The organism is Tsukamurella serpentis (genome assembly GCF_054780975.1).
The window spans coordinates 17,443-29,727 of the sequence record NZ_BAAGVH010000003.1; the positions used below are offsets into that span (position 1 = coordinate 17,443).

The 12,285-nt window shown below is 70.7% G+C and carries 10 protein-coding genes; 6 read left to right on the forward strand and 4 right to left on the reverse strand.

What is annotated here, in order from left to right; genetic code table 11:
- Positions 1-24: 24 nt before the first annotated feature.
- From ACYVHG_RS08240 to trmB, 3 genes are read right to left on the reverse strand one after another with little or no spacing between them, the layout of a single operon-like run.
- A complete protein-coding gene (locus ACYVHG_RS08240) occupies positions 25-2,973 on the reverse strand; it encodes an MMPL family transporter (protein WP_461166969.1) in 2,949 nt (982 codons plus the stop codon).
- Between the two features lie 45 nt (positions 2,974-3,018).
- Positions 3,019-3,696 (reverse strand): NYN domain-containing protein, encoded by a 678-nt coding sequence (locus tag ACYVHG_RS08245; protein WP_461166970.1) that lies wholly within the window; start codon positions 3,694-3,696, stop codon positions 3,019-3,021.
- Positions 3,693-4,508, reverse strand: coding sequence for a tRNA (guanosine(46)-N7)-methyltransferase TrmB (gene trmB / locus ACYVHG_RS08250; protein WP_461166971.1), 816 nt, complete (start codon positions 4,506-4,508; stop codon positions 3,693-3,695). The genes ACYVHG_RS08245 and trmB overlap by 4 nt, the downstream gene beginning before the upstream one ends.
- 37 nt (positions 4,509-4,545) lie before the next feature.
- Between trmB and ACYVHG_RS08255 the strand changes: the two genes are divergently transcribed.
- From ACYVHG_RS08255 to ACYVHG_RS08280, 6 genes are all read left to right on the forward strand, one after another.
- Positions 4,546-5,271, forward strand: a complete 726-nt coding sequence (locus ACYVHG_RS08255; protein ID WP_461166972.1) for an LppX_LprAFG lipoprotein — start codon at positions 4,546-4,548, stop codon at positions 5,269-5,271.
- The gene (locus tag ACYVHG_RS08260; protein WP_461167626.1) at positions 5,226-6,848 is read left to right on the forward strand and encodes an MFS transporter; all 1,623 of its coding nucleotides are present in this window, start codon (positions 5,226-5,228) and stop codon (positions 6,846-6,848) included. Before ACYVHG_RS08255 ends, ACYVHG_RS08260 begins: the two co-directional genes overlap by 46 nt.
- Positions 6,849-6,888: 40 nt before the next feature.
- Positions 6,889-7,626 (forward strand): hypothetical protein, encoded by a 738-nt coding sequence (locus ACYVHG_RS08265; RefSeq protein WP_461166973.1) that lies wholly within the window; start codon positions 6,889-6,891, stop codon positions 7,624-7,626.
- A complete protein-coding gene (locus ACYVHG_RS08270; RefSeq protein WP_461166974.1) occupies positions 7,623-8,723 on the forward strand; it encodes a hypothetical protein in 1,101 nt (366 codons plus the stop codon). The genes ACYVHG_RS08265 and ACYVHG_RS08270 overlap by 4 nt, the downstream gene beginning before the upstream one ends.
- Positions 8,713-9,048, forward strand: a complete 336-nt coding sequence (locus ACYVHG_RS08275; RefSeq protein WP_461166975.1) for a DUF6802 family protein — start codon at positions 8,713-8,715, stop codon at positions 9,046-9,048. The genes ACYVHG_RS08270 and ACYVHG_RS08275 overlap by 11 nt, the downstream gene beginning before the upstream one ends.
- 90 nt (positions 9,049-9,138) lie before the next feature.
- Positions 9,139-10,983, forward strand: a complete 1,845-nt coding sequence (locus ACYVHG_RS08280) for a phosphoenolpyruvate carboxykinase (GTP) (RefSeq protein ID WP_461166976.1) — start codon at positions 9,139-9,141, stop codon at positions 10,981-10,983.
- A gap of 84 nt (positions 10,984-11,067) precedes the next feature.
- Here the strand turns inward: ACYVHG_RS08280 and ACYVHG_RS08285 are convergent, their stop codons facing one another.
- Positions 11,068-12,219 carry an FAD-dependent monooxygenase gene (locus tag ACYVHG_RS08285; RefSeq protein ID WP_461166977.1) on the reverse strand — a complete coding sequence of 384 codons (1,152 nt, stop codon included), beginning with the start codon at positions 12,217-12,219 and terminating at the stop codon, positions 11,068-11,070.
- Positions 12,220-12,285 lie beyond the last annotated feature (66 nt).

The window sequence follows — 12,285 nt, forward strand, 5'->3', positions numbered from 1 at the left end:
CGGAGCTCGTTCGTCGTTCACGGGTCAGTCGCGCGGCGGGCGTTGCTGGTAGGGGCGGGTACCCTCCCCGGACGGTCCCTGGCCGTGCTGCGGCGGCCGGGGCGCCTGCGGACCCGGACCGCCCGGTCCCTGCGGACGCGGCGGGAACGGGGGCCGTCCGGGCTGGCCTGCCGGAGGCGGACCGGGGCGCTGCTGCCGCGGCATCGGTCCGCTGGGGCGCGGACCGGGGCCGGGCTGACCACCGGGACGGTACTGCCCGGGCGGCGGGCCCTGACGGCGGTCACCCGGGTGCGGCTGCTGGTAACTGCGCGGATCCTGCGGCGGGCGCGGCGCCGGAGCCGAGTGGCGCGGCGGCATCTCGATCCGACCGGAGAACCCGGGCGGGGGACCGGGACGTCGCGGACCCGGCCCGACGGGGGTCGGCCGCGCCTGACGCTCCACCGGCGGCGCACCGGCACCGGGCGCGACGGCGTGCTCGGTCGGTCCGGCGGCCGAACCGGCCACCACCGGCACACCCGCGGGGACCTGCTGCGGTGCGGCCTTCCCCGGTCCGGCGGTCGCGGCCCGTACCGACGAGAGCGCACGGCCGTCGCGGGTCTCGGCGGGCAGCGAGGTCTCGCCCAGACCGACCGCCTGCTGGATCTTGCGCATCCAGTTCGGAGCCCACCAGCAGTCGTCGCCGAGCAGCTTCATCACCGCGGGCACGAGCACCATGCGGACCACCGTCGCGTCGATGATCAGCGCGAAGATCAGGCCGAAGGCGACGTACTTCATCATCACCAGCTGCGACGTGGCGAAGGCCGCGGTCACCATGATCAGCAGGATCGCCGCCGCCGTGATGATCCGGCCGGTGTTGGCGGTGCCGGCGCGGATCGCCTGTTTGGTGGTGGCGCCGGAGGCTCGCTCCTCGATCATTCGCGACAGTACGAAGACCTCGTAGTCGGTACTGAGGCCGAAGACCACCGCGATCACCAGCACCAGCACCGGGGCCATCATCGGGCCGCCGGTGAAGTTGAACAGCGAGCCGCCGTTGCCGTCCACGAACATCCAGGTGAGGAAGCCGAGCGTGGAGCCGAGCGAGAGGATCGACATCAGCACCGCCTTGATCGGCAGCGTGAGCGATCCGAACGCCAGGAACATCATGATCGTGGTCACCAGGACCAGCAGGAACATCAGCAGTGGCAGTTTGCTGAGCATCGAATCGATCGAGTCGTACTGCAGCGTGGGCATACCGCCCACCGTGAAGCCGATGCCCTTGCCCGGGTCCGCGCCGTCCATCTTGATGCTGCGGAGTTTGGTGACGGCTTCCCCGACGGCCTTGGTGTCGTTCGGGTCCTGCAGTGAACCCTTGGAGATGCGGACCGAGACCTCGGCGCCCTTACCGCGGAGCTTGAGCGGTTCACCGCCGTCCTTGGCCTTGTCCACCGCGGCCGATGCCGCGCCGAAGCGTGCGGAGGCGGGGTCCGCCGGGTTGGCGCGCACGAAGCCGGGGATCTTGTTGGCCTCGGTGAGCACCTGATTGATCTGCGCGTCGTCGGCGTTGGTGAAGACCAGGTTGATCTCCTGGCCGGTGAACGCCGGGAACAGGTCGAAGAACTTGTCCTGCGCCTGCCGGGTCTCGTTGCTCGGCGGGAGGTAGGTCTGCGAGATGCCGCCGAACTGCAGGCCGACGACGGGGATCGTCGCCGCGAGCAGCAGGCCGACCACGCTGACGGTGGCGGCGATCGGGCGCTTCATGACGGCGTCGGTGACCCGGCCCCACATGCCCGCCTCGATGTTCGCCTTGGTCTTCGGCTTGCCCAGACGCTGCTCGGCCTTGTGCACCAGAGAGCCGATCACCGGCAGCTTCCACGAGTCGACCACCTTGAGCATCCCGTGGAAGCTCAGCGCGAAGACCTTCGGACCGAGCACCGAGAGCATCGCCGGCAGCAGCAGCAGCGACAGCAGTGCCGAGATGAACACACCGAGCAGGGCGCCGGTGGCCATGGAGGTCAGCAGACCCAGCGGGGAGATGTACAGACACGCGAGAGCGCCGACGATCAGTAGGGATGACATCACGATGGTGCGTCCGGCCGTCATCACCGTGCGTCTGACCGCCGTGGGTGTGTCGTACCCCTCGTCCAGTTCCTCCCGGAATCTGGACACCATGAACAACCCGTAGTCGTGGGCGATGCCCAGGCCGATCAGCGAGATGATCGGTCCCACGAACAGGTTGACGTCCATGAAGTAGGTCGTGATCATGGCGATCGCCATGGCCGCGCCGATGGTCATCACACCGATGATCATCGGCAGCGTCGCGGCGACCACGCCGCCGTAGACGAAGAACAGCACGATCGCCACCAGCGGCAGCGCGATCAGCTCGGCCTTCTTCTGGTCGCGCTGCACCCCTTCGGTGACCTCGGAGGTCACCGGGACCAGGCCGGCGAAACGGGCGCTGAACTCATCGGACTTGAGATCGTCGGTGAGCGGGCCCTGCAGCTCCAGCCAGTCCTTACCGCGCTGGGTGTCGTCCGCGGACTTCAGCGGGAGCGTGAAGAACCCCCAGGTCACACCCTGGGAGTCGGTCTTGGTCATGATCGACGCGAGTCCGGGGTTGGTGTAGCTCACCGGCCCCTGCTGCGGCTCCTGCTTGTTCTCCGCGCGCAGTTTCGCGTCGTCACCGGCGGCGTACTTGCCGAGGATCTTGGCGCGGGCCGCGTCGACCGCCTTGGCGACCTCCGGGTCGGTGACCTTCGCACCGTCCTTCGGCTTGACCAGCACCAGGATGTCGGACTGCGCCATCCGGCCGGCGGCCTGATCGGAGAGGATCGAGGCGGCTACCGAGTCGCTGTTTTCGTCGTACAGACCCGACATCTTGGTGGCCTTGCCGAGGCTGAAGAAGCCCCAGACGCCGCTGATGGCGATCGACACGAACAGAACCGCGATGATCGTGTAGCGGAACGCGTACGTGAAGCGTCCTATCGCTGAGAACAAGCGAATATTCCTTTCCGGTGGCCGGCCCGTGTGCTGGGCCGGTCGTCAGGCACGACTCGAAAGTAGCGAAGAAAGCGGGCGGAAGGGCTGCAGCCACGCGCCCTCGTCGGGCAAGGAATCCAGGCTGACCCGAGGAAGCGGCTCGCGGAACACTCCGGTGATGTCTTCGAGATCGACGAACTCCAGAGTAGGGGACGCGAGCGCCCAGGCCGCATGCTCACGGAACCCCAGTACCTTTACCGGTACCCCGCTTGCGGCGATCTCCTCCAGCGGCTCCCGGAAGGCCTGCCCGTCGGCGGAGGCCACCAACAGTCCAGCCAGGCCGGGGGAGTAGCGCCGCACATCGATGTGATCGAGCATGTCGGCGTCGACATCGCTGTCCTCATCGACCTTGGGCTTGGCGAACACCGCGTAGCCCACGTTCCGCAACGCCTCGACCCAGGGGCGGACCACATCGGCGGTGCCCGGGGCGATGTTGGTGAAGACGGTGGCCTCGGGCTCGAACCGGGCCGGGGCCGACGACCGTGCCGCCTCACCTTCCAGTTCGGCGGTGTAATCGAGCAGCCAGCGGCCGAGCGCGTCGAACCGGGGCCGGTGCGCGGCGGTCGGGCGCCCGCCCAGGATGGAGCCGAGCCCCATATCCAGGTTCGGTGCGTCCCAGACCAGCAGGACCCGCTTCGCCGGATCGGCGGGCAGCACGGATTCGTCGGTCGGACTCGTCACGGCCCCTCTCCTTCCGCCACGCGCTCGTAGACGAACTCGTGGATCTCGCGGCCCACCTGCGCGGCCTTGTCCTGGAACTTGGTCACCGGCCGGTCGACGGAGATCGGCAGCTCGGCATCGGCGAGTCGCGGGGGCAGCGCCACCGGCCGCAGCAGCGGCTCCGAGGGTGCGGTCTCTGCAATCGCCTCTGCATAGTCTGCATGATCAGTGGCCACGTGCAGAATCCCTCCGATCTTGAGGCGATCCGCGATCAGCGAGAACATCCGTGCCTGCAGCAGCCGGCGCTTGTGATGCCGGGCCTTCGGCCACGGGTCCGGGAAGAACACCCGCACCCCGGTCAGCGTGCCCGGGGCGATCATGTCCTCGAGGACCGCGACCCCGTCACCGCGGATCACCCGCACGTTCGTCAGCCCGGCCCGCTGTACCGCGCCGACCAGCTGGGCGATACCCGGCAGGTACACCTCCACCGCCACCACATCGTGTTCCGGCTCGGCCTCGGCCATCGCCCAGGTCGAGGTCCCGGTGCCGGAGCCGATCTCCACGATCAGCGGCGCCTCCCGGCCGAACCAGGCCGCCGCGTCCAGCGGGTGCGACGGCGCCGGGAAGGTGCCGGGCGCGCCGGGGGAACCGGGGGAACCGGGGGGCAGGGGAGCAGCCGGGGGGATGTCCCGGCCGAGGGTCTCCCAGCCGGTGTCCATCGCCAATTGCTGGGCGGGGGTGAGGGAGGCGCGGCGGGAGCGGAAACTGGTGACGCGCGGGTACAGCCGACGGTGCTCGGCGCGGGGATCCTGGGACTGGGGCACGCTCTCCATCGTCCCAGCTTCTCGGATGTGACCTAGCATTGGCGCCATGATCGCGCGTAACACTCGACACACGGTGCTCCGCCTGACCACGACGGCGGTGGTACTACTCACCGCTCTCGGCCTCGTCGCCGGCTGCTCATCGTCCTCCGCTCCCGCCGACGACCGACCCCTCCCCGATGCGAAGGCGGTGGTCGACGCCTCGTCGGCCTCCGCCCGTGCCCTCCGTGATGTCCGCCTGGACCTGTCCGTGGACGGCACCGTCCCCAACCTGCCGGTCAAGAGCGTGGGCGCCTACCTGACCAAGGACCCCAAGACGGGCGGCCAGGGCGACGCCGACGTGATCTACCAGGGCTCGGCGATCAAGGCCAAGTTCATCGTCACCGGTGGCGACCTCTGGGTGCAGCTCGCACCCGGCCAGCCCTACAACCGCACCGGACCGGCAGCGGACGTCTACGACGCCTCCGCGATCCTCGACCCGGAGAAGGGCATCGCCAAACTGATCTCCTCGGTACGTGAGCCGAAGGTCGAGGGTCGCGAGCAGATCGGCGGGACCGCCACGGTCCGGCTCTCGGGCACCATCCCCGGCGCCGCACTGGCCGGTATCGTGCCCAAGGCCACGCTCGGCGACCGTCCCGTCACCTTCTGGGTGCAGGACGAGGCGCCGAACAACCTGGTGCGGGTGCACGTCGGATTCGATTCCGGCACGCTGAGCGTCACGCTCTCGGACTGGGGCAAGAAGGTCCCGCTGCTGGATCCGAAGACGGCGAAGTGAGCTCGGCGGTGAGCTCGGAGCCCCTGCCTCGGCGGCGGGGCCGTGGCATCGCGATCGGCGCCGCCGGGCTGGCCGTTCTCCTCGGCGCACTGGACACCTACGTGGTGGTCTCGGTCCTCGAGGACATCATGCGCAGCGTCCAGATCCCGCTCAACCGGATCCAGCTCGCGACCCCGATCATCACCTGCTACCTGCTCGGGTACATCGCGGCCATGCCGCTCCTGGGCCGGCTCTCGGACCGGTTCGGCCGGCGACTGGTGCTGCAGATCAGTCTCGTGGTGTTCATCGCCGGCTCGGTGGCGACCGCGCTCGCCGACACCGTCCCCGAGGTGATCGCCGGGCGGATCGTGCAGGGAGTGGCCAGCGGCGCACTGCTGCCGGTGACGCTCGCGCTCGCCGCCGACCTGTGGTCGCCGGACCGGCGGGCAGCCGTGCTCGGCTGGGTGGGCGCCGCCCAGGAACTGGGTAGCGTGCTCGGCCCCGTCGTCGGGGTCGGGGTGGTCGCGCTGGTGCACGACAGACTTCCCTCGATCGCCAAGGACGACGCCTGGCGGGTGGTGTTCTGGGTGAACGTGCCGCTCGCGGTGCTCGCGATGGGACTGATCCAGATCAGCGTCCGCAGGCGTTCCGAGCGGGAGCGGCCGAAGGTCGACGTGGTGGGCGGCGTGCTGCTGGCCATCGCGCTGGGACTGTCGGTACTGGGCCTGTACAACCCCGAACCCGACGGCACTGCGGTGCTGCCGCCCAACGGCGGCCTGCTGCTCGGCGGCGCCGCAGTGGCGTTCCTGGCCTTCGCCGGGTGGGAGGTCTCCGCGCGGACCAAGCTGATCGAGACCGCCGGTATGCGGGTGACCCCGTTCCTGGCCTCGTGCGCGGCATCGGTGTGCGCCGGTGCCGCACTCATGGTGACGCTGGTCGACATGGAGCTGTACGCCCGCGTGGTGATGCAGCGTTCGCAGATCGACGCCGTGCTGTTGCTGGTGCGCTTCCTGATCGCGCTGCCGGTGGGCGCGATCCTCGGTGGGCTGATCGCGGCCCGGATCGGGGACCGCGTCGTCTCGGTGATCGGACTGCTCATCGCCGCCGGCGGGTACCTGCTGATCGCGGCCTGGCCACCGGAGGTGAGCACGGCCGCCTACGGCCCGCTGCCCGCCCTGGACACCTCACTCGCGGTCGCCGGGTTCGGCCTCGGACTGGTGATCGGGCCGTTGTCGTCCGCGGCGCTGCGGGCGGTACCGCTCACCCAGGCCGGTATCGCCTCCGCCCTGCTGGTGGTGGCCCGGATGAGCGGCATGCTGGTCGGTGTCGCGGCGCTGACGGTCTTCGGCTCGTACCGTCTGACCTCGATCGTGAACTCGATGCCAGCGGTGACCCCGCAGGGAGGTTTCGCCGAGACCGCCGCAGCGGTGTTCCGGCAGACCCAGCATGCGTATGCGCAGATGTTCGGTGAGGTGTTCGCCGTGACCGCGGGGATCTGCGTGGTGGGTGCGGTGTTCGCGGTGTTCGTGGCCGCGCGCCGGAAGGAATCGGAGCGAAACCGCACCGTCGGCGAGGAACCGCTCGTACCGTCGTCCTGACGGACCGGTGCGGGGGCGCCGGGCACGGGGGGCGAACGACATGGGGGATTCGGCGCATCCGTCGGTACGTACCGGGCCGCCGCGGTTGCGGCTGCTGGGACGCTCCGGGGTGGGTAAGACGGTGCTGGCGGCGGCGCTGCGACGCCGCGGGATCGACGTCGACGACGGTGCTGGCGGTGGCGGTGGCGTACCCGCACCGGCCGATGCCACCGCCTACTGCTTCGCCGGCGGACTGCGCGGCAGCGACCGCGCCGCGATCGAGACGCTGGCGGACGACCCCCTGCTGGTGATCTGGTGTCGCGCCGACGCCGCCGGCTCCTGGCGTGCCGCCGACGCCCACACCGAGCGGGTGGCCGAGGTGCTGGGCCGGCCGGTGACCGCGGTGATGGCGCTACTGGACGCACCCGATGTCGACCTGGCCGTGGTGCGACGGATCGCCGGCACCGATCTCGCACTGCCGGAGTCCGTGCTCGACGCGGCCGTGGCCCTGGGCGGCGACGCCGACCTGCTGCACCGGCTCGGGGGCTACGGTCTGGCCTGCGCGATCGGCGCATTGCGGGAGGCACCGTCGATGCCCGACGAGGAGCTGCGGACCCGGCTCCGCGAGCTCGGCGGAGTCGATGCGCTGCTCGCGCCGCTGGCGGCGGCCTTCCACGGCTGCGGCGAGCGTCGGCGGGCGCGGTTCGAGGACGAGTTGCGCGCTCTCGCGCACGCCGACTGCGCCCGTCGGGACCGCGCGGAGCAGGAGCTGCTGGACCTGCTGGGGCGAGCGTCGTGACCGTCCTGGTCGCCGGGCAGGACCCGGCCGGTGCGGTGGCGGTCGCGCAGCGGCTCGGCGGGCACGCCGCGGTGGTCGGCGCCGACGGTGCCCTCACCCCGCTCGGCGGTCGCGCGGCCGGCTCCGCCGCAGAGCAGTACAGCGCCGCGGTGTACCTGCTGGACTCGTGCGTCCCGGCCGACGCCGTGGACCTCGCCGCGCTGGGACGGCTGCGCTGCGCCTATCCGACGGTGCTCGCGGCCACCGGCGCCGAGGTGTACCCGGACGCGGCCGCGACCACCGCCGAATCGGCCCGACGGTGCGGGGCCGAGGTCCACGGCGTGCAGCCGGCGTCCGGCGCCGGTTTCGAAGCGCTGTCGGCTGCCCTCGCCGACCCCGGCCCGGTACAGCCGCCGCCCGCACCGGCGCGGCCCGGGGCGCAAGCGGGCGCCGGCAGCGCGGCGCTGGAGCGAGCCGACCGCTCCGCCTACTTGCGCACCACGATCGCCCGGCTGCGGGCCGCGGCGCTCGCGGAGGCGGCGCAGGACCTCCGCGCCCACGACGTGCGTGAGCTGGACCTGCGCGTCGGCGGCCGTGAGCAACTCGCCGAGCGGCTCGCCGACACCGTCGCCCGGCTGGAGCTGAGCCTGCACGGTCGGTTGCGCGCCGCCTATCGCGGCACCTTCGCCGGCTGGCCGGATCCGCCGGAGCCGGCCGCGCCGGTGCTCTCCCGCCCGGACCTGCCGGACGCGCCCGCGCACCGTCGGCGGCCCGAGGACGCTGCGGTGCTGCTGCTGGGCGCCTCCGCGGGGCTGGGCATCGGCCGCGCGGTGGCGGCGCCGCTGGAGGCGCTGGGTGCGCTGCGCTGGGCGGCGGTGCCGATCAGTCTCGCGGTGGGTCTGGCCGCCGCGCTGTGGCTGTTGCGGGTACGGCGCCGCTCGGCCGCCGGATCGGCGGACCGGGCATGGGCGGAGAAGGCCACCGCCGCGTTCCGGCAGCGGGTCGAGTTCGACCTCGCCGCCGCGCTGGTGGCGGCGGAGTCGGATGCGGCGCTGCGCCTGGCCCGTGGACCGGGAACCGATCGCCGGCCTGGTGCGTCTAATGGATATGGACCCTGAGTTCGGGTTGTTCGGGGCGAGCGAGCCCGAGGCCTTCGGCTCCGGCCTGTTCGACGGTGCGGTGCCCGCCCCGGCACCGTCGCCGGGCGGGCTGTGGGTCAGCGCCGAGGGCGGCTGGTTCGACGTGCACGCCCTGGACACCGACGGCGACGGCATGGTCGATACCGGCACGGTGACCGATGCCGACGGGACCGCGGTGTTCACCGATCTGGACGCCGACGGGGTGGCCGACGTGTACCACCGCATCCGCGGTGACGGGACGTTCGAGACCTGGCGGTTCAGTGGCGGCAGGTGGACTCTGCTGGACCGGGGGAATGTGATGTGAGCCGTCGCACCCGCCTCGCGGTTCTGTGACTTCGTCCAATGTGTGACACTGGTGCAAAGGGAGCGTTACGAGATCTCGGGAGACGAACACATGACCTCAGCAACCATTCCGGGCCTGGATGGGGCGTCGATCCCCACGAAGCACGAGAAGCTCATCGAATGGGTGCGGGAGATCGCCGAGCTCACCACCCCGGACCGGGTGGTCTGGGCGGACGGCTCCGAGGAGGAGTGGGACCGCCTCACCTCCGAGATGGTCGAGGCGGGCACCTTCACCAAGCTGGACGAGAAGAAGAAGCCGAACTCGTTCCTGGCGCTCTCGGACCCCGCCGATGTGGCGCGCGTGGAGTCGCGGACCTACATCTGTTCGGAGACCAGGGAGGGCGCCGGCCCCACCAACAACTGGGTGCGCCCCGCCGAGATGCGCGCCACCATGACCGATCTGTACCGCGGCTGCATGGCCGGCCGCACCATGTACGTGGTGCCCTTCTGCATGGGGCCGCTCGGCGCCGAGGATCCGAAGCTGGGTGTGGAGATCACCGACAGCCCGTACGTGGTGGTCTCGATGAAGATCATGACCCGGATGGGTACCCCGGTGCTGCAGAAGCTGGGCGATGAGGGCTTCTTCGTCAAGGCCATCCACTCGGTGGGTAAGCCGCTCGCGCCGGGCGAGGCCGACGTGCCGTGGCCGTGCAGCGAGACCAAGTACATCACCCACTTCCCGGAGACCCGCGAGATCTGGTCCTACGGCAGCGGCTACGGCGGCAATGCACTGCTGGGTAAGAAGTGCTACGCGCTGCGCATCGCGTCCGCGATGGCGCACGACGAGGGCTGGCTGGCCGAGCACATGCTGATCCTCAAGCTGATCTCGCCGGAGGAGAAGGTCTACTACATCGCCGCCGCCTTCCCGAGCGCCTGCGGTAAGACCAACCTGGCGATGATCCAGCCGACCCTCCCGGGCTGGCGCGCCGAGACCGTCGGCGACGACATCGCCTGGATGCGTTTCGGTAAGGACGGCCGCCTGTACGCGGTGAACCCCGAGTTCGGCTTCTTCGGCGTGGCCCCGGGCACCTCGATGGGCTCGAACCCGAATGCGATGAAGACCATCGAGGCCGGCAACACCATCTTCACCAACGTCGCCAAGACCGACGACGGCGACATCTGGTGGGAGGGCATGTCGGCGGCGCCGCAGCACCTGACCGACTGGCGCGGTGAGGATTGGGAGTCGAGCTCGGCGGAGAACGAGGACGGTGTGGTCACCGTCGCCGCGCACCCGAACTCGCGGTACACCACCCCGATGTCGCAGTGCCCGTCGATCGCCCCCGAGTGGGACGATCCGCAGGGTGTGCCGATCTCGGCGATCCTGTTCGGTGGCCGCCGCAAGACGACGGTGCCGCTGGTCACCCAGGCCCGCGACTGGAAGCACGGCGTGTTCATGGGCGCCACCGTCGGCTCCGAGCAGACCGCCGCCGCCGAGGGCAAGGTGGGCACCGTCCGCCGCGACCCGATGGCGATGCTGCCCTTCCTCGGTTACAACGTGGGCGACTACTTCGAGCACTGGCTGAGCATCGGCAAGCAGGCCGACGAGTCGAAGCTGCCGGCCGTGTTCTACGTGAACTGGTTCCGCCGCGGCGAGGACAAGCGCTTCCTGTGGCCCGGATTCGGTGAGAACAGCCGTGTGCTCAAGTGGATCGTGGACCGTATCGAGGGCAATGCCGCTGGTAAGGAGACCCCGGTGGGCATCGTCGCGACCCCGGAGGAGCTGGACCTGACCGGTCTGGACGTGCCGGTCGAGGACGTCGCCGAGGCGCTCGCGGTCGATGTCGACGAGTGGAAGGGCGAGCTGCCCTCGATCGAGGAGTGGTTCGAGTTCGTCGGCGACAAGCTCCCGACCGGGCTCAAGGACGAGTTGGACGCGCTCAAGCAGCGTCTGGGCTGATCGCGTTCTGCGAAAACCGCAGAAAACGGGGCCTTGAAGCCGGATCCGGCTTCAAGGCCCCGTTTTCCGTTGTTTTCACAGCTGTCAGTCCGGCGGGGACCAGCGCTGGGGGCGGCGGAAGGCGCGGTCGATCACCGAATCGGGGGCCAGCCGTAGGGCCAGCTCACGAGCTCCGACGGCGACGGGGTTCGGCCACTGTCCGGCCGCACCGATCAGGTGGGACTGCCGGGCGATTCGTTGAGTGCGCATTCGACGGGCCTTGTCGTAGGCGGTGAGTTTCGCCGGAACCTCCCGCGGATCCGGATCCCGGGCGATCGGACGCAGCAGCGAGACCAGCACTGCGGCGTCTTCCAGCGCGAGGTTCGCCCCCTGTCCCAGTGTGGGCGGCATGGCATGCGCGGCATCTCCGACCAGCGCCGCTTCGCCGCGGGAGTAGGTGCGCAGGGGATGCGCCAATCGTTCGATCGGCTGGTACCCGATGCGGGAGGCCTCGGTACCCGCGATCAGCGCGGGGATCGGATCGTGCCAGGCGCCGTATCGCAGGGCCAGCTCACCCGGCTCGGGGAGGTCGTCGGCGGCCGACGGACGCACCGCGAACCAGTACACCCGGCCGTCGCGCAGCGGCATGTAACCGAACCGCTCCCCGCGCCCGAAGCTCTCCCCGGCGTCGGGTACTCGCATCGGTTCGGCGGTGATCCCGCGCCAGGCCCCGTATCCGCAGTACACGGCCCCCGGGTCGCCGGCGTGGCTGCCGCGCACCCGGCTGCGGATGCCGTCCGCGCCGATGATCACGTGCGCGTCGGTGAGCGAGCCGCTCGGGCCCAGATCGAGGGTGCCGCGGCTCAGGCCCTCCAACCGGATGCCGGGCCGGACGGTGTCCGGGGCGAGCCCCCGGAGGAGGGCGTTGTGCAGGTCGGTCCGGTCGACCACCCGCAACTCGGCGACGGTGGCCGCGGTGAACGTGGTCAGTAACGTCCCGCGCGCGGTACGGATTCCGATGGGGACCTCGGCGGGAGTGTCGGAGGTGACCGCCCGCACCTGTTCCTCCAGGCCGAGCGAACGCAGTGCCGCGAAACCGTTCGCGAACAGCGACAGCCCGGACCCGCGGGGGAGGAATCGAGCGGCCTGTTCGAGGACGATCACCTCGGCGCCGGCGCGCTGCAGTCCGGAGGCCACCGCCAGCCCACCGATTCCGGCGCCGACGATCGCCACGCGCAGCGAATTCGTCCTCCACATGTCCTCGAAACTAGTGCGGATCCGGTCCGCTGTCACCGAGCTCCGGCTCAGCCGACGGTCCGGCCG

Excerpts from the sequence above, each read along its gene's own strand:
- ACYVHG_RS08255 (WP_461166972.1), top strand. The coding sequence starts at position 4,546 with ATGATCGCGCGTAACACTCGACACACGGTGCTCCGCCTGACCACGACG.
- trmB (WP_461166971.1), bottom strand. The coding sequence starts at position 4,508 with ATGGAGAGCGTGCCCCAGTCCCAGGATCCCCGCGCCGAGCACCGTCGG.
- ACYVHG_RS08285 (WP_461166977.1), bottom strand. The coding sequence starts at position 12,219 with ATGTGGAGGACGAATTCGCTGCGCGTGGCGATCGTCGGCGCCGGAATC.
- ACYVHG_RS08275 (WP_461166975.1), top strand. The coding sequence starts at position 8,713 with ATGGACCCTGAGTTCGGGTTGTTCGGGGCGAGCGAGCCCGAGGCCTTC.
- ACYVHG_RS08280 (WP_461166976.1), top strand. The coding sequence starts at position 9,139 with ATGACCTCAGCAACCATTCCGGGCCTGGATGGGGCGTCGATCCCCACG.
- ACYVHG_RS08265 (WP_461166973.1), top strand. The coding sequence starts at position 6,889 with ATGGGGGATTCGGCGCATCCGTCGGTACGTACCGGGCCGCCGCGGTTG.